This is a genomic window from Micromonospora sp. NPDC048907 (genome assembly GCF_055586885.1).
Genome location: NZ_JBVJHI010000003.1, coordinates 441,527 through 468,018, shown reverse-complemented (window position 1 = coordinate 468,018; position 26,492 = coordinate 441,527). Strand labels below are relative to the sequence as shown.

General features: G+C 74.4%; 25 protein-coding genes and 1 tRNA gene. 19 read left to right on the top strand and 7 right to left on the bottom strand.

The features are described 5' to 3' along the window. Positions 1-3: 3 nt before the first annotated feature. Both ACZ6PY_RS11715 and proB read right to left on the bottom strand, forming a co-directional pair. Complete coding sequence (locus tag ACZ6PY_RS11715; protein ID WP_466071383.1) at positions 4-1,245, bottom strand: glutamate-5-semialdehyde dehydrogenase; 1,242 nt, start codon at positions 1,243-1,245, stop codon at positions 4-6. Positions 1,246-1,256: 11 nt separating this feature from the next. Continuing rightward, positions 1,257-2,414 (bottom strand): glutamate 5-kinase, encoded by a 1,158-nt coding sequence (gene proB / locus ACZ6PY_RS11710; protein ID WP_466071381.1) that lies wholly within the window; start codon positions 2,412-2,414, stop codon positions 1,257-1,259. Between the two features lie 13 nt (positions 2,415-2,427). Here proB and ACZ6PY_RS11705 point away from each other — a divergent pair, with 13 nt between their 5' ends. The 4 genes from ACZ6PY_RS11705 (at position 2,428) to ACZ6PY_RS11690 (ending at position 7,354) form a co-directional block, all read left to right on the top strand. Beyond that, positions 2,428-2,739, top strand: a complete 312-nt coding sequence (locus ACZ6PY_RS11705) for an MGMT family protein (protein ID WP_466071379.1) — start codon at positions 2,428-2,430, stop codon at positions 2,737-2,739. A 32-nt stretch (positions 2,740-2,771) separates the two neighbouring features. Beyond that, entirely contained in the window at positions 2,772-4,142 is a 1,371-nt protein-coding gene (locus ACZ6PY_RS11700) for an MFS transporter (RefSeq protein ID WP_466071377.1), read from the top strand. A 50-nt stretch (positions 4,143-4,192) separates the two neighbouring features. Beyond that, positions 4,193-5,665 carry a pyridoxal phosphate-dependent decarboxylase family protein gene (locus ACZ6PY_RS11695; protein ID WP_466071376.1) on the top strand — a complete coding sequence of 491 codons (1,473 nt, stop codon included), beginning with the start codon at positions 4,193-4,195 and terminating at the stop codon, positions 5,663-5,665. Between the two features lie 105 nt (positions 5,666-5,770). After that, positions 5,771-7,354: a D-glucuronyl C5-epimerase family protein gene (locus ACZ6PY_RS11690; protein WP_466071374.1), complete on the top strand. Its 1,584-nt coding sequence runs from the start codon at positions 5,771-5,773 to the stop codon at positions 7,352-7,354. 61 nt (positions 7,355-7,415) lie between these two features. Here ACZ6PY_RS11690 and ACZ6PY_RS11685 read toward each other — a convergent pair whose 3' ends face one another. Continuing rightward, on the bottom strand, positions 7,416-8,357 hold the full coding sequence (locus ACZ6PY_RS11685; protein ID WP_466071373.1) for a hypothetical protein: 942 nt from the start codon (positions 8,355-8,357) through the stop codon (positions 7,416-7,418). A gap of 267 nt (positions 8,358-8,624) precedes the next feature. Here ACZ6PY_RS11685 and ACZ6PY_RS11680 point away from each other — a divergent pair, with 267 nt between their 5' ends. Both ACZ6PY_RS11680 and ACZ6PY_RS11675 read left to right on the top strand, forming a co-directional pair. Further along, positions 8,625-9,200, top strand: a complete 576-nt coding sequence (locus tag ACZ6PY_RS11680) for an NADH-quinone oxidoreductase subunit B (RefSeq protein ID WP_357338547.1) — start codon at positions 8,625-8,627, stop codon at positions 9,198-9,200. Positions 9,201-9,235: 35 nt separating this feature from the next. Beyond that, complete coding sequence (locus tag ACZ6PY_RS11675; protein WP_466071371.1) at positions 9,236-10,552, top strand: DUF2252 domain-containing protein; 1,317 nt, start codon at positions 9,236-9,238, stop codon at positions 10,550-10,552. Positions 10,553-10,590: 38 nt separating this feature from the next. Here ACZ6PY_RS11675 and ACZ6PY_RS11670 read toward each other — a convergent pair whose 3' ends face one another. Continuing rightward, the gene (locus ACZ6PY_RS11670; protein WP_466071369.1) at positions 10,591-11,637 is read right to left on the bottom strand and encodes a glucose 1-dehydrogenase; all 1,047 of its coding nucleotides are present in this window, start codon (positions 11,635-11,637) and stop codon (positions 10,591-10,593) included. 113 nt (positions 11,638-11,750) lie between these two features. Between ACZ6PY_RS11670 and ACZ6PY_RS11665 the strand changes: the two genes are divergently transcribed. Then, the gene (locus ACZ6PY_RS11665; RefSeq protein WP_466071368.1) at positions 11,751-12,614 is read left to right on the top strand and encodes an NADH-quinone oxidoreductase subunit C; all 864 of its coding nucleotides are present in this window, start codon (positions 11,751-11,753) and stop codon (positions 12,612-12,614) included. After that, positions 12,614-13,576: an NADH-quinone oxidoreductase subunit NuoH gene (nuoH, locus tag ACZ6PY_RS11660; protein WP_466071366.1), complete on the top strand. Its 963-nt coding sequence runs from the start codon at positions 12,614-12,616 to the stop codon at positions 13,574-13,576. Before ACZ6PY_RS11665 ends, nuoH begins: the two co-directional genes overlap by 1 nt. Before the next feature lie 12 nt (positions 13,577-13,588). On the opposite strand, the gene ACZ6PY_RS11655 is transcribed toward nuoH, so the two are convergent. Continuing rightward, the gene (locus ACZ6PY_RS11655) at positions 13,589-14,644 is read right to left on the bottom strand and encodes a glutathione S-transferase family protein (RefSeq protein ID WP_466071364.1); all 1,056 of its coding nucleotides are present in this window, start codon (positions 14,642-14,644) and stop codon (positions 13,589-13,591) included. A gap of 96 nt (positions 14,645-14,740) precedes the next feature. Here ACZ6PY_RS11655 and ACZ6PY_RS11650 point away from each other — a divergent pair, with 96 nt between their 5' ends. From ACZ6PY_RS11650 to ACZ6PY_RS11610, 9 genes are all read left to right on the top strand, one after another. Continuing rightward, entirely contained in the window at positions 14,741-15,163 is a 423-nt protein-coding gene (locus ACZ6PY_RS11650) for an ester cyclase (RefSeq protein WP_466071362.1), read from the top strand. Between the two features lie 78 nt (positions 15,164-15,241). Continuing rightward, positions 15,242-15,826 carry a NuoI/complex I 23 kDa subunit family protein gene (locus tag ACZ6PY_RS11645; RefSeq protein ID WP_466071360.1) on the top strand — a complete coding sequence of 195 codons (585 nt, stop codon included), beginning with the start codon at positions 15,242-15,244 and terminating at the stop codon, positions 15,824-15,826. After that, a complete protein-coding gene (locus ACZ6PY_RS11640; RefSeq protein ID WP_466071359.1) occupies positions 15,823-16,422 on the top strand; it encodes an NADH-quinone oxidoreductase subunit J family protein in 600 nt (199 codons plus the stop codon). Before ACZ6PY_RS11645 ends, ACZ6PY_RS11640 begins: the two co-directional genes overlap by 4 nt. Further along, a complete protein-coding gene (nuoK, locus tag ACZ6PY_RS11635; RefSeq protein ID WP_466071357.1) occupies positions 16,419-16,775 on the top strand; it encodes an NADH-quinone oxidoreductase subunit NuoK in 357 nt (118 codons plus the stop codon). Before ACZ6PY_RS11640 ends, nuoK begins: the two co-directional genes overlap by 4 nt. Further along, on the top strand, positions 16,772-18,697 hold the full coding sequence (locus ACZ6PY_RS11630) for an NADH-quinone oxidoreductase subunit 5 family protein (protein WP_466071355.1): 1,926 nt from the start codon (positions 16,772-16,774) through the stop codon (positions 18,695-18,697). The genes nuoK and ACZ6PY_RS11630 overlap by 4 nt, the downstream gene beginning before the upstream one ends. Further along, positions 18,694-20,202 carry a complex I subunit 4 family protein gene (locus ACZ6PY_RS11625; RefSeq protein ID WP_466071354.1) on the top strand — a complete coding sequence of 503 codons (1,509 nt, stop codon included), beginning with the start codon at positions 18,694-18,696 and terminating at the stop codon, positions 20,200-20,202. The genes ACZ6PY_RS11630 and ACZ6PY_RS11625 overlap by 4 nt, the downstream gene beginning before the upstream one ends. After that, complete coding sequence (locus tag ACZ6PY_RS11620; RefSeq protein WP_466071352.1) at positions 20,199-21,662, top strand: NADH-quinone oxidoreductase subunit N; 1,464 nt, start codon at positions 20,199-20,201, stop codon at positions 21,660-21,662. The genes ACZ6PY_RS11625 and ACZ6PY_RS11620 overlap by 4 nt, the downstream gene beginning before the upstream one ends. Before the next feature lie 147 nt (positions 21,663-21,809). Beyond that, positions 21,810-22,688, top strand: coding sequence for a zinc metalloprotease HtpX (htpX, locus tag ACZ6PY_RS11615; protein ID WP_466071350.1), 879 nt, complete (start codon positions 21,810-21,812; stop codon positions 22,686-22,688). 134 nt (positions 22,689-22,822) lie between these two features. Next, on the top strand, positions 22,823-24,082 hold the full coding sequence (locus ACZ6PY_RS11610; RefSeq protein ID WP_466071348.1) for an MFS transporter: 1,260 nt from the start codon (positions 22,823-22,825) through the stop codon (positions 24,080-24,082). A gap of 210 nt (positions 24,083-24,292) precedes the next feature. Here the strand turns inward: ACZ6PY_RS11610 and ACZ6PY_RS11605 are convergent, their stop codons facing one another. After that, entirely contained in the window at positions 24,293-24,787 is a 495-nt protein-coding gene (locus ACZ6PY_RS11605; protein ID WP_151462534.1) for a YajQ family cyclic di-GMP-binding protein, read from the bottom strand. A 146-nt stretch (positions 24,788-24,933) separates the two neighbouring features. Here ACZ6PY_RS11605 and ACZ6PY_RS11600 point away from each other — a divergent pair. Then, positions 24,934-25,017: transfer RNA gene (locus tag ACZ6PY_RS11600), tRNA-Tyr, on the top strand. 82 nt (positions 25,018-25,099) lie between these two features. Further along, positions 25,100-25,753: a class I SAM-dependent methyltransferase gene (locus ACZ6PY_RS11595; RefSeq protein WP_466071346.1), complete on the top strand. Its 654-nt coding sequence runs from the start codon at positions 25,100-25,102 to the stop codon at positions 25,751-25,753. A gap of 16 nt (positions 25,754-25,769) precedes the next feature. Here the strand turns inward: ACZ6PY_RS11595 and ACZ6PY_RS11590 are convergent, their stop codons facing one another. Then, complete coding sequence (locus ACZ6PY_RS11590) at positions 25,770-26,150, bottom strand: VOC family protein (protein ID WP_466071344.1); 381 nt, start codon at positions 26,148-26,150, stop codon at positions 25,770-25,772. Positions 26,151-26,492: the final 342 nt, after the last annotated feature.

The following is a 26,492-nucleotide window of genomic DNA, read 5'->3' as shown; positions in this document are numbered from 1 at the left end:
CGCTCAGCGCAGGTGGCCGTCGCCTGTGACGACGTACTTGGTGCTGGTCAGCTCGGGCAGCCCCATCGGGCCGCGGGCGTGCAGCTTCTGGGTGGAGATGCCGATCTCGGCGCCGAAGCCGAACTCGCCCCCGTCGGTGAACCGGGTGGAGGCGTTCACCATGACCGCCGCGGCGTCCACCCGGGCCACGAACTCGCGGGCCGCCGGCTGGGAGTCGGTGACGATCGCCTCGGTGTGGCCGGTGCCGTGCCGCCGGATGTGCGCGACCGCCGCGTCCAGCGAGTCGACCACGGCGACCGAGATGTCGGCGGAGAGATATTCGGTGTCGAAGTCCTCGTCGGTGGCCGGCACCACCGCGTCCGAGTACGCGGCCACCCGCGCGTCCCCGTGCACGGTCACCCCGGCGTCGGCGAAGGCGGCCAGGACGGCCGGCAGGAAGGCGTCCGCGACACCCGCGTGCACCAGCAGCGACTCGGCGGTGTTGCAGGTGGACAGGCGCTGCGTCTTGGAGTTCAGGGTGAGCGCCACGGCCTTGGCCAGGTCGGCGGCGGCGTCCACGTAGACGTGGCAGTTGCCCACCCCGGTCTCGATCACCGGCACGGTCGACTCCTCGACCACGGTCCGGATGAGCGACGCGCCGCCGCGCGGGATCAGCACGTCGACCAGCCCCCGGGCGCGCATCAGTTCCTTGACCGAGTCGCGGGTGCTGGCGTCGAGGAGCTGCACCGCGTCGGCCGGCAGGCCGGCCCCGGCGACCGCGTCGCGGAGCACCGCGACCAGGGCGGCGTTGGAGTGCGCCGCCGAGGAGGAGCCGCGCAGCAGTGCCGCGTTGCCGGACTTCAGGCAGATCCCGGCCGCGTCGACGGTCACGTTGGGGCGGCCCTCGTAGATGATGCCGACCACCCCGAACGGCACCCGGACCTGGCGCAGCTCCAGCCCGTTGGGCAGGGTCGCGCCGCGGACCACCTCGCCGACCGGGTCGGGCAGCGCGGCCATCTGCCGCAGCGCGCCGGCGATGTCGGCCACCCGGGCCTCGTCGAGGGCCAGCCGGTCCAGCACGGCCGCGCTCAGCCCGGCCTCCCGCCCGGCCGCCAGGTCCGCCGCGTTCGCGGTCAGGATCTCGGGGGTACGCGCCACCAGCGCGTCGGCCATCGCGTGCAGCGCGGCGTCCTTGACCGTACGGGTGGCGACCGCCAGGGCCTCCGCCGCGTCCCGGCCCCGACGGGCCTGCTCCACCACGCTCATGCCAGCACTCCTCACAGCAGGACGAGGTCGTCGCGGTGGACGACCTCCCGTTCGTACGCCGGGCCGAGCGCCGCGGCGAGTTCCGAGGTGGAGCGGCCGAGCAACCCGGGCAGCTCGACCGCGTCGTAGTTGACCAGCCCGCGGGCGACCGGCGCGCCCTCGGTGTCGACCAGGTCCACCGGGTCCCCGGCGGTGAACGCGCCGTCCACGGCGGTGATCCCGGCCGGGAGCAGGGACTTGCGCCGCCCGACCACGGCCTGCACGGCACCCGGGTCGAGGTGCAGCCGGCCGCGCGGCGCGGTGGCGTGCGCCAGCCAGAAGAGCCGGGCGGCGGGGCGCCGGCTGCTCGGGTGGAAGAAGGTGCCGACGGGGTCGCCGGCCAGCGCCGGCCCGGCCAGCGGTGCGGCGGTGAGCACCACCGGGACGCCGAAGCCGGTGGCGATCCGGGCCGCCTCGACCTTCGTCACCATGCCGCCGGTGCCCACGCCGGCCCGGCCGGCGCCGCCGATGTCCACGCCGGCCAGGTCGCCCTCGCCGTGCACCTCGGTGATCCGGCTGCTGCCGGCGCGGGCCGGGTCGCCGGTCCAGAGCGCGTCCACGTCCGACAGCAGCACCAGCAGGTCGGCGTCGACCAGGGCGGCGACGAGCGCGGCGAGCCGGTCGTTGTCGCCGAACCGGATCTCCTCGGTGGCGACCGTGTCGTTCTCGTTGACGATCGGCACGGCCCGCAGGTCGAGCAGCTTGCGCAGGGTCCGGTACGCGTTGCGGTAGTGCGCCCGCCGGGTCACGTCGTCGACGGTGAGCAGCACCTGCCCGACGGTGAGCCGGTGCCGGGCGAAGGCCGCCGCGTAGCGGCCGATGAGCAGGCCCTGCCCGACGCTGGCGGCGGCCTGCTGGGTGGCGAGATCGCGGGGGCGCCGGGGCAGCCCGAGCGGGGCCAGGCCGGCGGCGATCGCCCCGGAGGAGACCAGCACGACCTCGCGCCCCTCGGCGGCCAGCGCGCCGAGCGTGTCGACAAGCGCGTCGACCCGGGCGTCGTCCAGGCCGCCCGCCGGGGTGGTCAGCGAGGACGAGCCGATCTTGACGACGATCCGGCGGGCCGAGGTGACTGCTTCGCGCACCGGACCATTCTGCGCGCTGCGGTCCGCCGCGCCCCGGCGCGTTCCCATATCGTGGCAGCCCGTGACACCTGACGAGTACGTCGAGGCGGTGCTGGACCTGGTCGAGCGGATCCCGCCGGGCCGGGTGATGTCGTACGGGGCGGTGGCGGACGCCCTCGCCGAGCGGTCGGGGCGGTCCTCGGCCCGGCTGGTCGGTTCGATCATGGCCCGGCACGGTGGCGGGGTGCCGTGGCACCGGGTGGTGAACTCGGCCGGCCGGCTGCCGCCGGGGCACGAGGTGGAGGCGCGGGCCCGGCTGCGTGCCGAGGGCTGCCCCCTGCGCCCCTCCGGGGTGGACATGGCGGCGGCCTGGTCGCCCGACGAGGGGATGTGACCGCCGACATAACGTGAGTAGCATTCGGCTCCATGACAGCAACGGGCGGGAGCCTGCCACGCCGGGTGCACGCCGGATACGCGCTGGGCTCGCTGGTCACCGGCGCGTTCGGCACGGTGCCGGGGCTGCTCCTGCTGCCGTACCTCACCGACACGCTGGGCGTCGCGGCCGGGGTGGCCGCCCTGCTGGTGCTCCTGCCGAAGGCCTGGGACGTGCTGGTCAACCCGGTCGCCGGGCGGATCTCCGACCGGACCCGGTCCCGCTGGGGCGCGCGCCGGCCCTGGCTGCTCGGCGGCGGGCTCGCGCTGGCCGTGCTCTTCGCCTCGATCTTCGCGGCGCCGTTCGGGTCCGGCCCGGCCGCCGGCACGTACGTGGCCGTGGCGTTCCTGGCCACCGCGACCGCGTTCGCGTTCTTCCAGGTGCCCTACGTGGCCATGCCCGCCGAGCTGACCGACGACCCGGCGGAGCGTACCCGGCTGATGAGCTGGCGGATCGCGGTGCTCGCGCTGGCCATCCTGGTCTCCGGCGCGGTGGCACCGGCCGTGGTGACCGCCGGCGGCGACGGCGTGCCCGGGCACCGCTGGATGGGCCTGTTCGTGGCGGCGCTGATCGTGGCCGGCACGGTCGGCGCGTTCCTCGGCACTCGGACCGCGCCGACCGGCACGGTGGGGGAGAGCGAGCCGAGCCTGCGCGCCCAGCTCGCGGTCGCCGGCCGGAACCGGCCGTTCCGGGCGCTGCTGGTCTGCTTCGTGATCCAGTCCGCCGGGGTGGCCACCGTGCTGGCCGGGGTGAAGTACTTCGCCGGCCAGGTGCTCCGCGCCCCGGACAGCGGGCCGACCCTGCTCTTCGCCTGTTTCGTCGGCCCGGCGCTGCTGGTCATGCCCCTGTGGACCCGGGCCGGCGCCCGGCTGGGCAAGCGCGCCGCGCTGGTCGCCGCCTCGCTGATCTTCGCGGCCGGGGCGCTCGCCCTGGTCGCCGCCCCCGCCCTGCCGCCCGCCGGGGTCTACGCCGTGGTCGCCCTGATCGGGGTCGGCTACGCCGGCCAGCAGGTCTTCGCGCTGGCCATGCTGCCGGACTGCATCGCCTACGACACGGCCCGCACGGGCCGCCGGCAGGCCGGCGTGTTCACCGGGCTGTGGACCGCGGGGGAGACCTTCGGCCTGGCCCTCGGCCCCGGCATCTACGGCCTGGTCCTCCAGCTCTCCGGCTACGTCTCCTCGTCCACCGGGGTCGCGGCGGCCCAGTCCGCGACCGCCCGGCTCGGCGTGCTGCTCGGCTTCACCGTCCTGCCGGCCCTGCTGGTCGCCGCCCCGGTGGTGCTGCTGCGCGGCTACACCCTGACCCCGGCCCAACTGGCCGCCGCGCCCACCCCCGCCGGGGTCGCGCCGGAGGCACGGGCCTGATTCACGCGAGCCCGTCCCCGGACCGTCACGAGAGGAACAACCCGAGCACCATGACCGACACGGCAGGGACGGGCGCGCTGCCCGTCGAGGGGGTGCCCGCGGCGCGGGTGCTCGACGAGATCCGGGCCCTGCGGGCGGCCGACCGCCCGACGCACGGCGGCCGGCTGTTCGCCTACGTCTACGACCCCGGTGTGGCCGGGCTGGACGAGCTGACGCAGGCCGCGCACGCCGAGAGCGCCCACGTCAACGGCCTGGACCCGACCGCCTTCCCGTCCCTGCTGGCCATGGAGAACGCGGTGGTCGCGGCGGCCGCCCGGCTGCTCGGTGGCGGCCCCGGCACGTCCGCGCCGGACGTCGTCGGCAGCGTCACCAGCGGCGGCACCGAGTCGCTGATCCTGGCCGTCAAGGCGGCCCGGGACGCCCGGCCCGACCTCGCCGAGCCGCGCATCGTGGTGCCGGTCAGCGGGCACGCCGCCTTCGCCAAGGCGGCCCACTACCTGCGGGTGGCCCTCGACCCGGTGCCCGTCGACCCGGTGACCCTGCGCCCGGCCGCCGCCGACGTGGCCGCCGCGATCCGGCCGGAGACCGTCCTGGTCGTCGCCTCCGCCCCGTCGTACGCGCACGGCGTCGTCGACCCGGTGGCGGAGATCGCAGCCGTGGCCGCGGCGGCCGGCGTGCGCTGCCACGTGGACGCCTGCTTCGGCGGCTGGACACTGCCGTGGCTGCGCCGGCTCGGCGCCCCGGTGCCCCCGTTCGACTTCGCCGTGCCCGGGGTCACCTCGATCTCGGTCGACCTGCACAAGTACGCGTACGCCCCGAAGGGGGTGTCGGTGCTGCTGCACCGGGACGCGGGGCTGCGCGCGCCGCAGTTCTTCGCGTACGCCGACTGGCCCGGCTACACGATGGTCAACCCGGTGATCGCCTCGACCCGGTCGGGTGGGCCGATCGCCGCCGCGTACGCCACCCTGCGGCACCTCGGCGAGGACGGCTACCTGCGGCTGGCCGCGCTCACCCGGGACGCGGTCGCCGGGCTGGCCGACGCGGTCCGCGCGGTCGACGGGCTGCGGCTGGTGGCCGAGCCGGAGTCGACGGTGGTCTGCTTCACCGCCGACGACCCGGGGCTGGACCTGTTCGTGCTGGTGGACGAGCTGACCGCCCGGGGCTGGCACACCCAGCCGCAGCTCGCGTACGCCGGCCTGCCGGCCAGCGTGCACCTCACCGTGACCGCGGCGGTGACCCCCCGGGTGGCCGAGTTCGGCCCGGCGCTGGCCGAGGCGGCCGCCGCGGCCCGGGCGGCCGGGCCGGTCGTGCTGCCGCCGGAGCTGCTGGCGCTCGCCGGCAGCCTCACCCCGGAGGCGCTCACCCCCGACCTGATCGCCGGGCTCGCCGCCGGCCTGGGGCTCGGCGCCGGGCCGGCGGACCGGATGGCGGCCGTGAACACGCTGCTCGACGCGGTCCCCGTCCGGCTGCGCGAGCGGCTGCTCGTGGAGTTCGTCGGGCTGCTCCAGCGCCCGGCCTGGTGAGGCGGGTCGAGCCGTTCAGCGGGCAAGTTCGGCGTTTCGGCGCCGGAGCGGGACATAGCCCCCTGGCTACCATCCGGATACATCGATGACACGGGGAGTATCCGAATGACAACAGCCTCGCTACCACGTGCCCGCCGCGTCGTGGCCGTGCTCGCCGCCGGTGCGCTGCTCGGTCTCGCACCCGGCGCGCCCGCCCCCGCCGAACCGCCCGGTCCGGACCGGTCCGCCGACGTCTCCGTCCCCGACCCGGGGTGGACGCCCGACCCCGTCGCCGAGGGTGTGCCGCTCCCGCCGTCCCGCGACGTCAAGAAGATCAAGGAGCAGCAGCGGCAGGAGCGGTCGGCCGGCGCGAACGGCGCCGACCTCGCCGGGTACGCCCGCGACGGGCACCTGCCCAGGAGCCTGCCGCTGGCGGCGCAACCCACCAACACCCTGCCCGCCCCACTGGTGGACCCCGGCCTGCACGACGCCAAGGGCGTCCGGATGTTCAACTTCCTCGGCAAGGTGTGGGACCACCCCGTCGCGCAGGCGCAGTGGGGCCTGAGCAACCTGGCCGCCTACCGGATCAACCGGGACCAGCGGTTCCTCGACCGGGCGATCGCGAACGCCCAGCGCAACGTGGACCGCCGCGTCGAGTCCCGGGGGGCGTGGTTCTACCCCTACGACTTCGACCTCAGCCGGTGCGCCGGCCGGCCGGTGCTCCGTGCGCCCTGGTACAGCGGGATGGCCCAGGGGCAGTTGCTCAGCCTCTTCGTCGGCCTCGCCGAACTCACCGGGGACGCGAGGTGGCGGACGGCGGCGGACAACACGTTCCTGAGCCTGACCCTGCCGGCCAGCACCACGGCGCCCTGGGGCAGTTGGGTGGATCCGAACGGGTACCTCTGGCTGGAGGAGTACCCGGTGACCGCCGGCACCACCGGCGAGCGGGTCCTCAACGGGCACATCTTCGCCCTGTACGGCGTCTACGACTACTGGCGTCTCACCGCCGACGACCGGGCCGTGGCCGTCTTCGACGGGGCGGCCAGCACCGTCCGGCGCTACGTGCCGACCCACTTCCGGGTCACCCGGTGGGCCAGCAACTACTCGATGGGTTGCGCCCAGCCGCACCTCAAGTACCACCAGATCCACACGGCCCAGAACCTGAAGCTCTACGAGATGACCTGGTCGGCCACCTTCGCCACGTACGCCTACCTGCTCCGCTCGGACTACCCGGCGCCGTCCGTGAGCGGCACCGTATCGTTCGCGGCGGGCACCCATGTCGGCTACCGGTTCTCCAGCAGCGGGGCGATCACCGGTCAGAAGACCCTGAAACTGACCCGGGCCTCCGGCGCGCTCACCAACCTGCGGACCCGGGTCCTGGGCCGCGGCATCTACTACCAGATCACGAACGGCGCCCTCGCCGGCTACCTCGTGCCCGAGGCGTACGGGCAGCGCATCCTGCTCGGCAAGGCCGTCGAGCACCGGTACCAGCCCACCCGGACGCTGTCGTTCCAGCCCGGCGCCTACACCGGCTACGCGTACGACAGCAACGGCACCGTCATCGGCTCCAAGAAGCTCACCTTCTCGGCGGGGTCCATCGCGCCCCTCGGGGCGACCGCGTGGGTGAACGGCCGGCTCAGTTACCAGGTCACTGCCGGGGCGTACCTCGGCTACTGGCTGCCCCACACCACCGGCCTCGCCTTCACCTGACCGGGCCGCGCACCCGAGGCCCGTCCGGAGCATGCCGGACGGGCCTCGACCGGTCGCTGGGTCAGTCGACCGCGGTGACCGTGAACGACGCGGTGTTGTCGGCCGGGGAGATGTCCTCGACCGGCGCGCAGTAGCAGTAGTTCCCGGCCGCCGTGTACGAGCCGGTGCCCAGCGCGCCCGCCGGGGTGCCGGCGGGAGCCGTCAGCACGACGTCGAAGGTGCGCCGCTCACCCGGCATGAACGGGGTGCCCGGCACGCTGAACCAGTCCCACCCGCTGGGCATGTCCTGCGGCTCGGTGTGGTCGACGACCACGCCCGCCGGCAGGGCGGCCGTCAGGTCGACGGCGAACGACGGCGCGTCGTTGCCGTACCGGACCGTGACGGGCATCCGACCCTGGAGGCTGCCGTCGGCCTGCCGGTTCAGGGTGACCGCGCCGGCGGTGACGGCCAGGTCGGTGCGGGTCGCCTGCACGTACGGCTGCGGCTTCTTGAGGCTGCCGTTGGTGGACCGGAACAACGTGGTGAAGCCGACGTTGTCCGACATCTCGCTGCTGCCGTTGGACATCACGCCGAACTCGCCGCCGGTGGCGGACATGGCGTACTTCCGGGGCGTGGTCCAGACGTGGAAGCCCAGCTTCCAGGTCTGCGTCTCGCCGGGCTGGATCGAGACGCCGGCGCAGCTGTGCTGCATCCGGTTCTCCACCAGGCCCAGGATCGCGCAGCCGAAACCGGGGTCGACCGTCGTGAACGAGCCACCGGCCGGCTCGGTGAAGAACACCGAGGGGTAGTCCTCGGTCGTCCCGTTGTTGGTGACCGTCGCGGTCAGCGTGCCCTCGTACCCCTGCGAGGTGGGGTTGAGAACCAGGGTCTGCGCGGTGACGGACAGCGGGCCGGTGGCCGCGGCCGGCGCGGCGGCGGCCGGCGTGGCCGCCGCGGTGGCCGCGAGCGCGGCGCCGAGCAGGCCGGCGGCGATCCGGCGCCCGGCGGACAGGGTGATGGGCATGGTCGTTCCTCCCCGTGGTCGGTGCCCGCCGTTCCCGGCGGCATCGACCGGCACCATATCGACGGGGGTGCCCGGACGGTGTCCCCGACGGACGAAACGGGCCGGATGCCGGCGCGGGAGCGGCTGCCGTTGACGTCGCCGGCCCGTCGGCCGCCGCTTCAGCCGAACGTGACCTTCACGGTCACCCTGGCCGTGTGCCCGGCACCGGTTCGCCCCCCTTCCCGCTGTGGTTGACTGTCACCTCAGGGAGAGGCGAGGAGGCCCGAGGTGCAGTTGCCGGCCGTGCTCGGCGAGCCGATCCGGTTCGTGCTGAACTGGGGCCGCCGCTACTCCCTCTGGGTGTTCAACTTCGGCCTGGCCTGCTGTGCCATCGAGTTCATCGCCACCAGCATGGGCCGGCACGACTTCATGCGGCTCGGCGTGATCCCGTTCGCCCACGGCCCCCGCCAGGCCGACCTCATGGTGGTCTCCGGCACGGTCACCGACAAGATGGCCCCGGCCGTCAAGCGGCTCTACGACCAGATGCCCGAGCCGAAGTACGTGATCTCGTTCGGCGCCTGCTCGAACTGCGGCGGGCCCTACTGGGACTCCTACTCGGTGACGAAGGGTGTCGACCAGCTCATCCCGGTCGACGTCTACGTGCCCGGCTGCCCGCCCCGCCCGGAGGCGCTGCTGCACGGCATCCTCCGCCTTCAGGAGAAGATCGCCGCCGAGGAGTCCGGCGTCGGCGGCGTGCCCCGCCCGGACCGGCTCGCCCCGCCGGTCGACCCGCGGCCCGCGGAGAGCACCCCCCGGCCGGTGGAATCCCTCACCGCGCCACCGGTACGTCCCCCGGCCGGCTGAGCCGCGAGGTGGCGGCGCGGGGCTAGCCTGCGATCATGACCGACTCCGCGGACAAGCGTTCCGCCTTCATCATCGACGTGCTCACCGAGGAGTTCGGCGCGTCGATGGCGATCGACCCGGCGGCGTTCCGGCGCAAGTTCCGGAAGATGGCCGCCTCCCCGTTCGCCTTCTACCGGGGCAGCGCCTCGCTCTTCTACGCCGACCAGCGCGGCGACTTCGCCAGCGACCGGTTCCTCGACGACCGGACCAGCCGGGTGTGGATCCACGGCGACCTGCACGCCGAGAACTTCGGCACCTACATGAACGCCTCCGGGCAGCTCGTGTTCAACGTCAACGACTTCGACGAGGCGTACGTCGGGCCGTTCTCCTGGGATCTGAAGCGCTTCGCCGCCAGCGTGGCCCTGCTCGGCTACGCCAAGGCGCTCTCCGACCGGGTGATCGGGGAGCTGGTGGCCGGCTTCGCCCGGTCGTACCTGGCCGAGCTGCGGGCCATCGCGGCCGGCGGCGACGACGCGATCGGTTCGATCACGCTGGAGAACGCCGACGGGGTGCTGCGCCGGGTGCTCCAGCAGGCCCGGCTGAACACCCGGGTCGACCTGCTCGCCACGCAGACCACCATCGACAACTACGAGCGCCGGTTCTCCCTCGGCGACGGGGTCTTCGAGGTCGACGCCGCGACCCGGGAGCAGGTGTGCGCCGCGTTCCAGGACTACCTGGGCACCCTGCCGGCGGCCACCGCCCGGCTCCGCCCGGTCGCCACCAACATCAAGGACGTCGTGCTGCGCAAGGGGGTGGGCATCGGCTCCGCCGGGCTGCCCTCGTACAACCTCCTGCTGGAGGGGCACACCCAGGCGCTGGAGAACGACGTCGTCATCTACATGAAGCAGGCGCAGGTGCCGGCGGTGGCGCGGCACATCGACGACGAGCGGGTCCGCTCGTACTTCCTGCACCAGGGGCACCGGACCGCCGAGTCGCAGCGGGCGTTGCAGGCGCACGCCGACCCGTGGCTGGGCTTCACCGAGCTGGACGGGGCCGGGCAGCTCGTCGCCGAGGTCTCCCCGTACGCGGCCGACCTCGACTGGGCCGACGTCAACGAGCCCGAGGACCTCGCCGGGGTGCTCACCGACCTGGGCCGGGCGGTGGCCCGGATGCACTCGGTGGCCGACGACGAGTCCAGCCACGACCTGGTGGACTACTCCACCGAGGAGGCGATCGTCGCCGTGGTGGACGCCGACGCGGAGGGCTTCGTCGACTACCTGATCGACTTCGCGCACCGCTACGGCATCCGGGCCCGCGAGGACCACCAGCTCTTCGTGGACCTGTTCCGCAACGGCCGGCTGCCCGGCATCTGAGGTTCCGGGGCGCCGGTGCCCGTGCCCGGTGCCCCGCCTCACTGCTCGAAGTCGAGCACCACCTTGATGTCCGCGCCCGTGGAGCTGTAGGCGTCGGCGTACGAGGAGACCGGCACCCGGCGGGTGATCAGCGAGTTCAGCCAGGCCTGGTCGGCGCGGGCGAGCGCCTCCGCCGCCAGCTCCCAGTGCCGGCGGTTGGCGTTCACCGAGCCGAACACCACGTTGTTCTCCAGCACCAGCTCCCGGTTCATCGCCCCCGCGTCGAGTTCGATGGTCCGGCCGCCGCTGGACACTCCGGTCAGGCAGACGATGCCGTTCGTCCCGGCCTTGCACATCACGTCGAGCACCACCACCGGGGCGCCGGTGCACTCCACGACCACGTCCGGCGCGAAGTCCAGCTCGTCCACGGTCGAGGTGTGGTAGGTCGCGCCGAGCGACCGGACCAGCTCCGGTTTCGGGCCGGTCTTGTTCCGATCCAGCACGTGCACCGACAGGCCGCGCTGGATGCCCAGCAGGGCGGCCAGCAGCCCGATCGGGCCGGCCCCGGTGACCAGCACGCTCTGCGGCTGCCACACGGCCCGGCTGGCGATCCGCTCGATGTGGTCCCACGCCTTCGCCACCACGCTCGTCGGTTCCAGCAGCATGCCGACCGGGGCGAGCGCCGGGTCCAGGCCGACGGCGAACCTCGGCTGCACCCGCCAGCGGTCCCGGGCGAAGCCGGGCAGCCCCTTGATGCCGTGCTCGGTGTAGCGGCCGTTGCGGCACATGTCCCACTCGCCGGCCGCGCAGTTCGGGCAGGGCACCGGGTCGGGGTGCCGGACGATCCCCACCACGAGGTCGCCGGGCTTGAGCGTGCCCGTCGGGTCCTCCAGCACCCGGCCGAGCGACTCGTGCCCGAGCACCAGCCGGTCCTGGCCGGGCGGGGCCTCGCCGTACTCGCCCGCGATGATCTCCTGATCGGTCCCGCAGACGCCGACCGCGACGGCCTGGACCAGGATCGCGCCCTCCTCCGGGGCCGGCTCGGGCCAGTCCTCGTCGAGGCGCAGCGAGTCGGAAACTCCGGGAGCCACAGTGACAGCGCGCACGGGTTCATCCTTCCCCGCCGGAGGCCCGCGCGCCCGGCAAAGCGGCGGATCCGGCCCGGGGGAGCGTGGACGGCCCGACACGCCTCCCGGTCACCGGCCCTAGGATCAGCGGCATGACTCCGGAAGAGGTCGGCCGGCGGGTGGTCGCGCTGCTCGCGCCCGTGGAGGCCACCGCGTCGGTCTCCGGCGGTCAGGGGCACGCCCGCGCCACCGTCGACGTACCCCCGGCGAGCTGGCGCGACGCGGTACGCGCGGCGCGCGACGACGCCGAGCTCGACTGCGATTTCTTCGACTGGCTGTCCGCGGTCGACGAGCTGGCCGACGGCTTCGACGTGGTGGCCCACCTCTGGTCGATCCGACACCGGCACGGGCTGTTGCTGCGCACCAGGGTGCCCCGGGAGACGCCGGTCGTGACGTCCGTGGTCGACGTCTTCCCCGGCGCGGCCTGGCACGAGCGGGAGACCCACGAGATGTTCGGCATCGGCTTCGACGGGCACGGCGAGCTGCGGCCGCTGCTGCTGCCGCCGGAGTTCGAGGGCCACCCGCTGCGCAAGGAGTTCGTGCTCGCCTCCCGGGTCGCCAAGCCGTGGCCGGGCGCCAAGGAGCCCGGCGAGTCGGAGGCCGGCGGCGGCCGCCGGCCGATCCGGCCCCCGGGCGTGCCCGCGCCGGGCGAGTGGGGGACGACGCCCACGCCGGCCGGCGCGGCCGGGGTGGGCGAGGGCCCCCGCGGGGGTACGCCGGCACGGCCCGCCCGGGAACGCCCGGCGCGCCCCGCACCGGGCGATCGCCCGGCCCGTCCCGCCGCGGGCCGGCCGACCGGCCCGTCCCGCCGGGAGCCCGCCCCGCCGTCGGAGGAGCCCGGTCCGCTCGGGCGTCCGGTGCCCGGCGAGCGGCCCACCGGACCCGCGCGGGAGGAGCCACCGCCGGGGCCGACCCGGCCGGCGCCGGGCGGCGACGCCGAGGAGGGGGAGGGCTGATGCCGGACTGGTTGGAGCTGGTCCTCCGGGTGGTGGGCGTGCTTGTCGCGTTCCTCACCCTGCCGCTGATCGTGGGCCAGGCCGAGCACAAGGTGATGGCCCACATGCAGGGCCGGCTCGGCCCGATGTACGCGGGCGGCTTCCACGGCTGGGCGCAGCTCGTCGCCGACGGCATCAAGTTCGTGCAGAAGGAGGACGTCACCCCGCGCGAGGCGGACCGGGCGGTGTTCCGGCTGGCCCCGGCCGTGTCCCTGGTGCCCTACCTGCTCGCCCTGCTGGTCATCCCGCTCGGCCCGGGCGACCTGGTCGGGCAGCCGCTGGACATCGGGCTGTTCTTCGTGCTGGCCGTGGTGGGCATCGGGGTGCTGGCCGTGCTCATGTCGGCCTGGGCCTCGGCCAACAAGTACAGCCTTCTCGGCGGGCTGCGCGGGGCGGCCCAGCTGCTCGGCTACGAGCTGCCGCTGGTGCTGGCCGCCGCCTCGGTGGCGATGGCGGCCGGCACGCTCAGCCTGCCCGGCATCGTGGCGGCGTGGCACCCCTGGTGGCTGCTCTGGCAGGCGCCGGCCATGGTGATCTTCTTCGTGGCCGGGCTGGCCGAGATCCGCCGACCACCGTTCGACATGCCGGTGGCCGACTCCGAGCTGGTCTTCGGCTACATGACCGAATACACCGGCCTGCGCTTCGCGTTCTTCCTGCTCGCCGAGTACGTGGGCATCGTGGTGATCGCCGCGCTGACCACGGTGCTGTTCCTCGGCGGCTGGCAGGGCCCGTTCGCCGACGCCCAGCTCGGCTGGCTCTGGACCCTGCTCAAGGTGTTCGCCGTCGCGTTCGTGATCATCTGGCTCCGGGTGAGCTACCCGCGGCTGCGCGAGGACCAGCTCCAGCGCCTGTGCTGGCTGGTGCTCGTCCCGCTGGCCCTGGCCCAGCTCGTGCTGACCGCCGCCGTCCGCCTGGCGATCTGACGCCCGGCGGGTTCAGGCCGCGTCGCGCAGCGGGGTGTGGTCCGGGTCGACCCGCTCGTCCGGCGGCGCGGGCAGCGGCGGCGTGCCGTCGCCGAACGGGCGGCCGCCGAGCTGCTCCCGCCCGTGCGGGGTGAGCCAGTTCGCCAGGTCCGGGCCGAGTGGCACCACCCCGGTCGGGTTGATGTCCCGGTGCACCTCGTAGTAGTGCCGCTTGATGTGGTCGAAGTCGACGGTGTCGCCGAAGCCCGGCGTCTGGAACAGATCCCGCGCGTACGCCCAGAGCACCGGCATCTCGGCCAGCTTCTGCCGGTTGCACTTGAAGTGGCCGTGGTAGACCGGGTCGAAGCGGACCAGCGTGGTGAACAGGCGGACGTCCGCCTCGGTGATCGTGTCGCCGACCAGGTAGCGCTGCCCGGTCAGCCGCTCGGTCAGCCAGTCGAGCCGGTCGAAGAGCCGGTGGTACGCCCGCTCGTACGCCTCCTGGCTGCCCGCGAAGCCGCACCGGTAGACGCCGTTGTTCACGTCCGCGAAGACGACCGCGTTGACCTCGTCGATCTCGCCGCGCAGCCGCTCCGGGTAGAGCTCCGGTGCGCCCGGCCGGTGGTGGGCGGTCCACTGCGTCGACAGGTCCAGGCTCATCCGTGCGTAGTCGTTGGTGACCACCTGACCGGTCGGCACGTCCACCATGGCCGGCACGGTGATGCCCCGCTCGTAGCCGGGGAAGCGCGCGAAGTAGGCGTCGGCCAGCCGCTCGATGCCGAGCACCGGGTCCCGCCCGCCCGGGTCGAGGTCGAAGGTCCAGCTGCGCTTGTCGTGGGTGGGCCCGGCCACCGCCATCGAGATGGCGTCCTCCAGCCCGAGCAGCCGCCGGACGATGATCAGCCGGTTCGCCCACGGGCAGGCCCGGCTGACCGCCAGCCGGTACCGGCCCGGCTCCACCGGCCAGCCGCTCGACCCGTCCGCCGTGATCCGGGTGGCGATGTACCGCTGGTCCCGGGTGAACTCGCCGCCCGGCTCGACGTACTTGCCACCGGTCCGGTCGAGGATCTCGTCACCGTTGCCGCCCACGCCGCCTCCCGAGGATGTCGCGTTCCGCGTCCCATCATGGTCGCTCGGCCGGCTTCCGGCAGGCCGACCCCTCACGACCGGGGCTAGGCTGCCGCGGTGACGGATGTGGAGGCCGCGGCCCGACGCTTCATCGCCGACGTGTGGAACGCCGGCCGCGAGGAGAGCGCGTACGACCTGGTCGCCGAGGACTGCCCGGGGCTGGGCGGGACCGGCCCGGACGCCACCCTGGCCTGGCACCGGGACCGGCGGGCGTCCTTCCCCGACCTGCGCTACAAGGTCGTCGAGGTGGTGGCCGCCGGCAACCGGGTGGCCGTGCACTGGCGGGCCGCCGGCACCCAGGCCGGGCGGTTCGGCCCGGTGCCGCCGACCGGCCGGGTGGTGAGCTACTCGGGGGCGAGTTTCCTCCGCTTCGACGAGACCGGCCGGATCGTCGACGTGTGGAGCGTGAACGAGCTGTTCCAGGTCCTCCAGCAGCTCGGCGTCGAGATGCTCCCGCCGCTGCCGGCCACCGACGCCTGACCGGCCCGGCGGTCCGCCGGCGGTCGATCCGCCGGGTGGTGGTCGCGCGCGCCGGGGCCACAGGGCAGGATGGGCGGCATGAGTGAGCGCAGCGGCGTGCCCGGCGAGGGGCTGGTGAAGGGGCTGGCGGTCACGCTAAAGACGATGATCCGCCGCTCGACCACGCAGCAGTACCCGGACGTCGTCCCCGAGCTGCCGCCCCGCTCCCGCGGCGTGATCGCGCTGCTGGAGGAGAACTGCACGGTCTGCATGCTCTGCGCGCGCGAGTGCCCGGACTGGTGCATCTACATCGACTCCCACAAGGAGGAGGTGGCGGTCCCCGGCGCCGCCCGCCCCCGCCAGCGCAACGTGCTCGACAAGTTCGACATCGACTTCTCGCTCTGCATGTACTGCGGCATCTGCATCGAGGTCTGCCCGTTCGACGCGCTCTACTGGTCGCCCGAGTTCGAGTACGCCGAGTACGACATCAAGGACCTGCTGCACGACAAGGACCATCTCGGCGAGTGGATGGTCACCGTCCCGCCGCCGCCGGCCCACGACCCGCACGGCGACCCCTCGAAGGAGGAGACCACCGCCGCCCGCAAGGCCGCGACCCCCGCCGCGCGTCCGGCCCCGGCCCGCCCGGAGCCCGGCGCGGAGCAGGGCGGGGGCGCGCCGTCATGACGGGTGCGGACGTGCTGCTGCTCGCCCTCGGCGCGGTGGCGGTGGGCGCGGGCGCGCTGGTGGTGGGCACCCGGCACCTGGTCCGGGCCGGGCTCTGGCTGGTGGTCTGCCTGGGCGCGCTGGCCGGCGACTACCTGGTCCTGAGCGCCGAACTGGTGGCCTGGGTGCAGGTGCTCATCTACGTCGGCGCGGTCGTGGTGCTGCTGCTGTTCGCGGTGATGCTGACCCGGGCGCCGATCGGGCCCTCCGACGACCTCGACCGGCCCGGCTGGCCGGCCGCCCTGATCGGCGCCGGCAGCGGCCTGGGCCTGGCCGTGCTGCTGGTCGACGCGTTCCGCTGGGTCCGGGTGGAGCTGCCCGCCGCGGGCACCGCCGAGCGCCTCGGCGAGCAGGTGTTCCGCTCCTGGGTGCTGCCCTTCGAGGTGCTGTCGGTGCTGCTGCTCGCCGCCCTGGTCGGCGCGATCGTGCTCTCCCGCCCCGACATCGGCCGGCCCGGCGCGGGTCCGGTCGCCGGCCCGGCCCGCCCCGGCCGCCCGGCCGGCCCCGTCGAGCCGGTCCGCCCGGTCGTCGCCGCCGACGAGGGCGGGCGCGCGTGAGGCCGGTCATCCCGTACGTCACCGCCGCGCTGCTGTTCGGCCTCGGCGTCTACGGCGTGCTGCGCCGCCGCAACGCCGTCCTCGTGCTGATGGCCGTGGAGCTGATGCTCAACGCGGTCAACCTGATCCTGGTCACCGCCGACACCACGGTCCGGGCGGCGCTGCCGCACTCCGGCCAGGTCTTCGCGCTCTTCGTCATCGTGCTGGCCGCCGCCGAGATCGGCGTGGGGCTGGCCATCGTGCTCCAGCTCTACCGGCTGCGGGCCAGCGTCACGGTGGACGACGTGCCGCTCACCGAGGCGCCGGCACCGGCCGCCGGGGTCGCCGCCGACCGGGGCGAGGGGGCGAAGTGACCGGACTGCTCGCGGTGGCGCTGCCCGGCGTACCCCTGGTCGCCGGCCTGCTCGGGCTGCTGCTGCCGCCGTCGCCGCGCGGGGCGGCCACCGGGGAGAGCCCGGCCCGGCGGGCGGCCATCGCGCTCGGCGTGGCCGGCGCGGCGGTCGCGCTGCTCGCGGCGGTGGCCCTGCTGCTGCGGGTGGACGGGCCGGTCGAGGGCGGCACCGACTGGGTGGACCTGGGCGGGCTGCGGGTCACGCTCGGCTGGCGGCTGGACGGGGTGGCCGCGCTGGTCGCCGTGGCGGTGACCGCGGTGGCCCTGGCCGTGCAGGTCTACTCGATCGGCTACCTGAAGCGCGGCCCGCACGACGACGTCGAGGTGGACCACCGCTACCCGCCCTACGCCGCCCAGATCAGCCTGTTCACCGCCGCCATGCTGACCGTGGTGGTCTCCGGCGACCTGATCCTGCTGCTGGTCGGCTGGGAGGTGATGGGCATCTGCTCCTACCTGCTCATCGCCCACGACCGGCGGCTGCCCGAGGCGCCGGCCGCCGCCGTGAAGGCGTTCCTGGTCACCCGGGTGGGTGACGTCGGCTTCCTGCTCGGCATCGCGCTGCTCGGCGTCGGCGCGGGCAGCTTCCGGATCGCCGACGTGCTGGCCCACGACTACTCCGCCGGCACCCGCACCGCGGCCTGCCTGCTGCTGCTCGCCGGGGTGGCCGGCAAGAGCGCGCAGTTCCCGCTGCACACCTGGCTGCCGGACGCGATGGCCGGCCCCACCCCGATCTCCGCGCTGATCCACGCGGCCACCATGGTCGCCGCCGGGGTCTACGCGGTGGCCCGGCTCTTTCCGCTCTTCGCCCAGGCCCCGGCCGCCCTCGCCGTGCTCGGGGTGATGGCGGCGGTCACCCTGCTGCTCGGCGCGTTCGCGGCCACCGCCCAGGACGACATCAAGCGGGTGCTGGCCTGGTCGACGGTCTCCCAGATCGGCTACATGACCGGGGCGCTCGCCGTCGGCGCTCCGGCGGCGGCCCTGTTCCACCTGCTCACCCACGCCGCGTTCAAGGCGCTGCTGTTCCTCGCGGCCGGCGTGGTCATCCACGCCGTCGGCACCACCCTGATGTCGCGGATGGGCGGCCTGCGCGCCGCCATGCCGGTGACCTTCTGGTGCATGCTGATCGGTCTCGGCGCGCTGGCCGGGGTGCCGCCGCTGTCCGGCTTCTGGAGCAAGGACGGCGTGCTGGCCGCCGCGCAGGCCGCCGCCCTCGACGGCGCCGGCCCGGCCCCGGCCTGGGTGGGCTGGCTGGTGTGGCTGGCCGGGCTGCTCGGCGTCGCGGTCACCGCCTGGTACGCGACCCGCCTGCTGCTGCGGACCTTCTTCGGCGCGACCCGGATCCCGCTGGCGCACCCGCACGACCCGCCGGCCGTGCTGCGCTGGCCGGTGCTGCTGCTCGCGGTGCCCGCCGCGCTGCTCGGCCTGGCCGCCTTCGCGCCGTGGTTCGCCGACCGGCTGCGGGTGCCGGCCGACGCCTCCGACGAGGCCGTCGAGCTGGTCCACCTCGCGCCGAACCTGGTCCTTCCGTTCCTCGTGCTGCTGGTCGGCGCGGGCGTGGCCTGGGCCGGCTGGCGCCGCGACCCGGCCGCCGACCCGGCGCGCCTCCTGGGTCCGCTGCGGCCGGTCTTCGCCCGCGCGTTCCGGCTCGACGACGTCCAGCACACCCTCGTGGTACGCCCGACCACCGCCCTGGCCGGCGCGGTGCGCACGGGGGACGAGCTCGGCGTGGACGGCCTCGTGGAGGGCAGCGGCCGGGCCGCGGTCGAGCTGGGCGGCGGGCTCGCCGCGCTGCACCGGGCCGCGCTGCCCCGCGCGGCGGCCGGGGTGCTGGCCGGCGCGCTGCTGATCGGCCTCGCGGTCGCCCTGATCGGAGTGACCTCATGACGTTCGGGCAGTTCCTGCTGGTGGCGGTCCTCGCGGTCCCCGCGCTGGGCGCGGTCGCGGCCGCCGCCGTCCCCGGCGACCGGGCCGGCCGGCTGGTCGGCACGGCCGCGGCCGCGCTGACCCTGCTCGCCACCCTGCCGCTGGCCGGCGGCGACCACGGCTGGTTCGGCTACGGCCCCCGGCCGGCGGTGCAGGCCTGGCACCAGGTGGACGTGTCCTGGGTGCCCGGCCTCGACCTGCGTTTCCACCTCGGAGTGGACGGCATCTCCTGGCCGCTCGTGGTGCTCACCGCGCTGCTCACCCTGCTCTGCTGCGGCTACACGCTCTGGCGGGTGCCCGCCGGCGGCGGCAGCGGGCGGGCCCTCGTGGCGCTGCTGCTGGTGGTCGAGGTGGGCATCCTGGGCACCTTCCTCGCCCTCGACCTGGTGCTGTTCTTCCTGTTCTTCGAGGTCGTCCTCCTCCCCATGTACGCGATCATCGCCGGCTGGGGCGGCGACGACCGGCGGCGGGCGGCCCGCAAGTTCGCCCTCTACACCCTGTTCGGCTCGGTGCTGCTGCTGGTCGGCGTCTACGTGGTGGTCGCCGCCGCGGGCACCGCCGATCTGGTGACGCTGACCGGTGGCGCCGGGCTGTCCCGGGGCACCCAGCTCGCCGCGTTCACGCTGCTGGCACTGGCCTTCGCGGTGAAGAGCCCGCTCTGGCCGCTGCACTCCTGGCTGCCCGACGCGCACACCCAGGCCCCCACGGTGGGCAGCGTGATCCTGGCCGGGGTGCTGCTGAAGATGGGCACGTACGGGCTGATCCGGGTGGCGGTCGGGGTGGCCCCGGAGGGCGCCCGCTGGGCCGCCCCGGTGCTCGGGGTGCTCGCCGTCGCGGCGATCCTGGTCGGTGGCCTGGTCTGCCTCGCGCAGGACGAGCTGAAGCGGCTGATCGCGTACTCCAGCGTGGGGCACATGGGGTTCGTGCTGCTCGGGGTCGCCACGCTCACCGCCACCGGCCTCCAGGCCGCGCTGATCGGCAACATCGCGCACGGCGTCATCACCGGTCTGCTGTTCTTCCTGGCCGGGGCGATCAAGGACCGCACCCGCACCGGGTCGCTCGCCGAGCTGTCCGGGCTGCGGGAGACCGCGCCCCGGCTGGCCGGGCTGCTCGGTTTCGCGGCGGTCGCCTCGCTCGGGCTGCCCGGGCTGGCCGGTTTCTGGGGTGAGGCGTTCGCCGTGGTGGCCGCCGTCCGGCGGGGCGGCGGGCTGTGGACCACCCTGGCGGTGCTGGCCGCGCTGGGCGGGGCGCTGACCGCCGCGTACCTCCTGCGGTTGCTGCGCCGGGTCACCCACGGGCGGCCCAGCCCGGCGGTGGCCCCGCTCGCGCCCGGCCTGGCCGCGGCGGAGCTGGCCGCCTGGGCGCCGCTGGTGCTGCTCGCCCTCGCCGTCGGCCTGGCCCCGGCCCTGGTCCTGTCCTACGCCTCCGGCCCGGTCGGGGCCCTGGTGGGAGTGGTGACCAAATGAGCCTGGTGCAGAGCGTGGACAACGTGGCGCTGCTGCCGGCCTACCTGGCCGCCGGCACGGCCGTGCTGGTGCTCCTGGTCGACCTGCTGGCGGCCCGGGCCGCCGCCACGGTGGCCGTGGCCGCCCTCGGCGCGGCGGGCACCGCCGCCGGTGCGGCGCTGGTCGGCGCGGCCGGCGAACGCCGCACCTTCTGCGTGGGCGCGGACTGCTCCTGGCTCTGGACCGGGCGGGCCGCGCTGGTCGCGGTGGCCATCGCGCTGCTCACCCTCGGCGTGCTCGCGCTCTCCGGCCCCCTGCTGCGGGCCGGCCGGGTCCCGGTCGGGGAATACTGCTTCCTGCTCGCCTGCGCGATGACCGGCGGCGTGGTGCTCGGCGCGGCCGGCGACCTGATCACCCTGGTCGTTGCGCTGGAGACGCTCACCCTGCCGCTCTACGTGCTGGTCGGGCTGCGCCGGGGCAGCCTGGCCGGTGCCGAGGCGGCAGTGACCTTCTTCGTGGTCAGCGTGGTGGCCACCACGGTCACCCTGCTGGGCGCGGCGCTGCTCTACGCGATGACCGGCGGCGTCCACCTCGACCGGCTCGGCGCGACCTTCGCCGGCGAGGAGGGCCTGCTCGACGTGCCGCTCGCCACGGTCGCCGTGGCGCTGGTGGTGGCCGGGCTGGCCTTCAAGGTCGCCGCGGTGCCGTTCCACGCCTGGGCCCCGGCCACCTACGACGGCGCCCCGCTGCCGGTGGCCGCGTACCTGTCGACGGCCTCGAAGCTGGGTGGCGTGGTGGCGCTGCTCGCCGTGGTGCAGCGGGCGCTGCCGGCGAGCGTGACCGGCCCGGTGCTGGCCCTGCTGGCGGTGCTCACCATGACCGTGGGCAACCTGGTGGCGCTGCGCCAGCGGCGTACGGTCCGGCTGCTCGCCTGGTCCTCGGTGGCCCAGGCCGGCTACATCCTCGCCCCGCTGGGCGCGCTCGCGCTGTCCGCCGGACGCACCGCCGACGCCCGCGCCGGGGCGTACGCCGCGGCCGTCGCGTACACCGTCTTCTTCGTGCTGCTGGAGCTGGCCGCGTTCGCCGCGGTGGTGGCGCTGCGACCGGCCGACGGTGACGGCGGCACGCTGGCGGACCTGCGCGGCGCGGCGCGCCGGCACCCGTGGGTGGGTGGCGCGTTCGCGCTGGCCCTCATCGGGCTGGCCGGGCTGCCGCCCGGCCTGGCCGGCCTGTTCGCCAAGGTGACCGTGGTCCGCGCGCTGCTGGCCGGGCACGCCGGCTGGCTGGCCCTGGTGGTGGCGCTGAACGCGGTGCTCGGCCTGGCCTACTACCTGCGGCTGGCCGCCACCCTCTACGCCGCTCCCGGCGGGGTCGCGGTCCGCCCCGGCCGGCTCGTGGTGGTCGCGCTGGGGGTCGCCACCGCGCTGGCCGTGGTGCTCGGCTTCGCCCCGCAGTTGGTGCTCGACGTGGCGGCCCGCTGACGGTTTCGTCCCCTGGGGGGCGGCCGGCACAGCGCGCTCACAGGAATCCCCAGCCAACTTTCAGCCATGAGCAGGATGGTTGGCGGGTACCGGTGTTGTTGAACCGGTCAGCGGGCCCCGCACGGCCCGCGCACCGAAGGAGCGATCGTGCATCACAACCGTCTCAAGACCGCAGCGCTGCTCGGCCTGTTGACCTCGCTGATCCTCGCGGTCGGCTACTGGTTCGGCGGTAGCGGCGGCCTCGTCATCGCCGTCGTCCTCTCGTTGGTGATGAACGGCGTGACCTACTTCTACTCCGACAAGCTCGCACTGCGCTCGATGCGGGCGCAACCGGTCAGCGAGGCACAGTTCCCCGAGCTGTACCGGATGGTCCGGGAGCTCTCCACCCAGGCGGGCAAGCCGATGCCCCGGCTCTACGTGAGCCCGACGGCGCAGCCCAACGCGTTCGCCACCGGGCGTAACCCGGAGCACGCGGCGGTCTGCGTCACGCAGGGGATCGTCGAGATCCTCGACTACCGGGAGCTGCGGGGCGTGATCGGCCACGAGCTGTCCCACGTCTACAACCGGGACATCCTGATCTCCAGCGTGGCGGCCGGCCTGGCCGGCATCATCACCGCGCTGGCGAACATCGCCTGGTTCATCCCGCTGGGCTCCTCGGACGACGAGGACGGCCCGAACCCGGCCGTGCTGCTGCTCACCCTGATCCTCGGCCCGATCGCGGCCACCCTCATCCAGCTGGCGATCAGCCGGAGCCGGGAGTTCCAGGCCGACCAGTCCGGCGCCGAGCTGAGCCGGGACCCGCTGGCGCTGGCCAGCGCCCTCCGCAAGATCCATGTGGGTACGCAGGCGCGCCCGCTGCCGCCGCAGGGCCAGCTCACCAGCACCGCGCACCTGATGATCGACAACCCGTTCAAGCGGGGCGGCGGCCTCGCCGCCATGTTCGCCACCCACCCGCCCATGGAGCAGCGGGTGGCCCGGCTGGAGCAGCTGGCCCGCAACGCCGGGCCCGTGCAGTTCCAGCGCTGACCCGCACCGACCACCTCCGCCCGCGTCCCGCCGGACGCGGGCGGAGTGGTGTGTCCGGGCACAAACCGTTTCCCCCGGATACGCGCCGGCGTTAGGGTCGAAACGTCTCTCACCCGTTACCTGGAGGTCGACCCGTGGCCGCACTGCGCCAGTACCTGGGCGTCTGGCGGATCCCCGGCGCCCCGATGCTGCTGATCCTCGGCGTCATCGGGCGGCTCGGGATCGGCATGACCCCGCTGGCGCTGCTGCTGGTCGTCGCCGAGGTAACCGACAGGTACTCGCTCGCCGCCGTCGCCGGCGGCATCTACGCGCTCTCCGGCGCCGCGCTCAGCCCGATCGGCGGGCGCATCGCCGACCGGGTCGGCCCCACCCCGGTGCTGCTGGCCACCGCCGTGGCCCACCCGCTCGCCCTCTTCGGGCTGCTCGGAGCCAGCCGGTCCGGCTCCGACAACCTCGCCCTGATCTACCTGGCCGCCGGCGTCGCCGGTGCCACGTACCCGCCGCTCACCGCCGCCATCCGGGGCGCCTGGAACGACCTCACCGCCCCCGCCACCGGCCGGGCCCACCTGCGCAACACGGCGCTCGCCGCGGAGACCTCCCTCTTCGAGGTCGTCTTCGTGCTCGGCCCGCTGCTGGTGGCCGGCTTCGTCCTGGTCGCCGACGCCGCCGCCGCGCTGGTCGGCGCCGCCGTGGTCACCCTGGTCGGCACCACCGCCGTCGCGCTCGGCCGGGTCATGCGCGGCTGGCAGCCGCACCCGCGCGAGCACCACGCCAAGGGCCTCGGCCCGCTGCGGGTCGGCGGCTTCCCGGCCCTGCTGCTCTGCGTCGCCAGCCTCGGCATCGCCTTCGGCGCCGCCGGCGTGATCGTCCCGGCCTTCGCCGGGAACTCCACCACCGGCGACCCGGAGAGCCTCGCCGGCGTGCTGCTCGCCGTCTGGGGCATCGGCAGCGCCCTCGGCGGCTTCTGGTTCGGGGTACGCAAGCCCGCCGCCAACATGACCCGCCAGTTCGCCTGGCTGCTCGGCGCGGTCGCGGCCAGCTTCGCCGTCTTCGCCGTGATGCCCACCCCGGCGGCGCTCGGCGCCGCGCTGGTGCTCGGCGGCGCCACCATCGCGCCCGCGCTGACCCTGGAGAACACCCTGGTCGGCCGGATCGCTCCGGCCGGCATGCTGAACGAGGCGTACACCTGGGTGGTGACCATGTCGGTGGCGGCGAGCGCCGCCGGGGGAGCGGTGGCCGGGCTCATCGTCGACCACGCCGGCGGCGTGCCCTGGGCCTTCCTCTTCGCCGGGGCCGCGGTCGCCGTCGGCGCGGCGGTCGCCGCGCTGCCCACCGGCCCGATCGCCCGTGCCGAGGCCACCGCGGTACGCGCCGAGCAGTCGCTCGTCGCCTGAGTCCCCGGGATCAAACCGGCGCGGGCGGGTACAGCCCCCGGCATGTTCCTCTTCTTCTCGAACCGGGTCGGCTGCCTCGGCTCGATCCTGGTCAGCGCCGTCGTGACCGTGATCCTGCTGCTGATCTTCTCGCGCTGACGGTGCCCGTCCCACCCCCGGTGGGCCGGGCCGCCGCCGGATGCTCGTCGGGGCGGCGGCCCGTGGCCCGTCCTACCGGTAGTTGGTGAACTGGAGGGCGACCCCGAAGTCCTCGCCCTTGAGCAGCGCGATGACGGCCTGCAGGTCGTCCTTCTTCTTGCCGGTGACCCGGAGCTGGTCGCCCTGGATCTGCGCCTGGACGCCCTTCGGACCCTCGTCGCGGATCTTCTTGCTGATCGCCTTGGCCTTGTCCGAGTCGATGCCCTGGATCACCTTGGCGTCGATCTTGAAGATCTTGCCCGACGAGCGCGGGTCGCCGGCGTCCAGCGACTTCAGCGAGATGTTCCGCTTGACCAGCTTCTCCTTGAACACGTCCAGAGCTGCCCGGACCCGCTCCTCGGTCTCCGCCTGGAGGCTGATCGCCTCCTCGCCCGACCAGGAGATCTCGGCGCCGGTGCCGCGGAAGTCGAACCGCGTCGAGAGCTCCTTCTCCGCCTGGCGGAGGGCGTTGTCGACCTCCTGCCGGTCGACCTTGCTCACGATGTCGAACGACGGGTTCGCTGCCATGCTCATGCTCCTGCTGTCCGGCGGTCTGTCCTGGTCCGTCCCCCACTGACCAGCGTGGGACCCCCTGACGGTACCCGCTTGCGACGGCCCGGGGGACAACCGCTATCCTTGCTTCCGCCGCCGCGTCGAACGCGGTGGTATGCCCTGGCGGGTTGCCCGAGCGGCCAATGGGAGCGGACTGTAAATCCGTCGCGAAAGCTACAGAGGTTCGAATCCTCTACCCGCCACCAGGGAACGGCAAGGCCCTTGACCTGCGGAAACGCCGGTCAGGGGCCTTCGTCGTTTCGCGGTGTCCGAGGCGAGGAGGCGTCCGTGCACGACCACGATCCGACCCACCCGTTGCCCTCCCCGGCCACCGCCGAAGACGATCCGATCGGCCGGTTCGAGCGGCTCTACGCCGACGCCGAGCGCGGCGAAGCGGTCGTCCCGTGGGACCTCGACCGGGCGCACTCCCTGCTCAGCGAGTGGACCGACCGGATCCGGCCGGACGGCTCCGGTCGGCGCGCCGTGGTCGTCGGGTGCGGCTTCGGCCGCGACGCCGAACACCTGGCCCGCCTCGGCTTCGCCACCGTCGCCTTCGACATCTCGCCCACGGCGGTACGGACGGCCCGCCGCCGCCACCCGGACTCCTCGGTCCGGTACGAGACCGCCGACCTGCTCGACCCGCCGCAGGACTGGCTGGGCGGGTTCGACCTCGTGCTGGAGAGCATGAACGTGCAGGCACTGCCGGCCGAGCTGCGGCAGCGGGCGATCCCGGCGGTCGGCCGGCTGGTCGCGCCGCACGGGACGCTGCTGGTGATCGCGGCCGGCCGGCGGGACGACGAGGTCGTCGAGGGCCCGCCGTGGCCGCTGGCCCGGGCCGAGGTCGACGCGTTCGCGGCCGGCCCGCTGACCCCGGCCCGGGTCGAGGAGATCGTGGCCCCCGACGGTGGGCTCCGCTGGCGCGCGGAGTTCCGCCGCGCCTGAGGGCGGCAGCGTTGGCCTACGCGGACGTCTCCCGCTCGGCCTCGCTGCGCAGCACGCAGAACTCGTTGCCCTCCGGGTCGGCCAGCACGACCCAGCCGCTGCCGTCCGGCTCGCGCCGGTCGGCGACGACCGTGGCGCCCAGGGCGCGGATGCGCTCGACCTCCTGATCGCGAGGCACCTCGGGCTGGAGGCAGACGTGCACGCGGTTCTTGACGCTCTTCGGCTCCGGCACCCGCTGGAAGTAGAGCCTCGCGCCCGTGGGCGGCTCGACGGCCACCTCCTCGTCGTCGGGCGTGAACTGCGGGTCGACCGGGCAGTCGAAGACCCGGCCCCAGAAGTGCGCCAGCCCGTACGGGTCGGCGCAGTCGAACGCGACGTTGCGGATGACGGTCCCCATCCGGTCAGCCTCTCACGCCGCCCGGCGGCGGCCCGGTGCCGCCGAGGCCGGTGGAACGCGTGGATCGGACAGCCCGAAACCCTTGCCCGGGACATCGATGATGGTGGAGTCTGTTCGACGGGGTCGCCGCAGCCGCCCGGTTCGCCGTCCAATGTGGTCAAGGTGACCGATCATCATGGCTGGTAGGCGAATCTGCTCTTACGCGCGGTTTAACCGGGAAGTCGTTGTGCGCGCCTTCCGTAGCAGCGTCGGGACCGATCGTGACAGCATGCTGGGCCGGAGGGACGGGCGCGCCGGTCGAACGGATGATTTCCCCGTCTGCCCCTGCGAGGTGGGCCCTCC

Bases quoted from the DNA above. Each gene is read 5' to 3' on its own strand.
- ACZ6PY_RS11715 (WP_466071383.1), bottom strand. From the start codon at position 1,245: ATGAGCGTGGTGGAGCAGGCCCGTCGGGGCCGGGACGCGGCGGAGGCC.
- proB (WP_466071381.1), bottom strand. From the start codon at position 2,414: ATGGGAACGCGCCGGGGCGCGGCGGACCGCAGCGCGCAGAATGGTCCG.
- ACZ6PY_RS11700 (WP_466071377.1), top strand. From the start codon at position 2,772: ATGACAGCAACGGGCGGGAGCCTGCCACGCCGGGTGCACGCCGGATAC.
- ACZ6PY_RS11695 (WP_466071376.1), top strand. From the start codon at position 4,193: ATGACCGACACGGCAGGGACGGGCGCGCTGCCCGTCGAGGGGGTGCCC.
- ACZ6PY_RS11690 (WP_466071374.1), top strand. From the start codon at position 5,771: ATGACAACAGCCTCGCTACCACGTGCCCGCCGCGTCGTGGCCGTGCTC.
- ACZ6PY_RS11685 (WP_466071373.1), bottom strand. From the start codon at position 8,357: ATGCCCATCACCCTGTCCGCCGGGCGCCGGATCGCCGCCGGCCTGCTC.
- ACZ6PY_RS11675 (WP_466071371.1), top strand. From the start codon at position 9,236: ATGACCGACTCCGCGGACAAGCGTTCCGCCTTCATCATCGACGTGCTC.
- ACZ6PY_RS11665 (WP_466071368.1), top strand. From the start codon at position 11,751: ATGACTCCGGAAGAGGTCGGCCGGCGGGTGGTCGCGCTGCTCGCGCCC.
- nuoH (WP_466071366.1), top strand. From the start codon at position 12,614: ATGCCGGACTGGTTGGAGCTGGTCCTCCGGGTGGTGGGCGTGCTTGTC.
- ACZ6PY_RS11645 (WP_466071360.1), top strand. From the start codon at position 15,242: ATGAGTGAGCGCAGCGGCGTGCCCGGCGAGGGGCTGGTGAAGGGGCTG.
- ACZ6PY_RS11640 (WP_466071359.1), top strand. From the start codon at position 15,823: ATGACGGGTGCGGACGTGCTGCTGCTCGCCCTCGGCGCGGTGGCGGTG.
- ACZ6PY_RS11625 (WP_466071354.1), top strand. From the start codon at position 18,694: ATGACGTTCGGGCAGTTCCTGCTGGTGGCGGTCCTCGCGGTCCCCGCG.
- ACZ6PY_RS11620 (WP_466071352.1), top strand. From the start codon at position 20,199: ATGAGCCTGGTGCAGAGCGTGGACAACGTGGCGCTGCTGCCGGCCTAC.
- ACZ6PY_RS11605 (WP_151462534.1), bottom strand. From the start codon at position 24,787: ATGGCAGCGAACCCGTCGTTCGACATCGTGAGCAAGGTCGACCGGCAG.
- ACZ6PY_RS11590 (WP_466071344.1), bottom strand. From the start codon at position 26,150: ATGGGGACCGTCATCCGCAACGTCGCGTTCGACTGCGCCGACCCGTAC.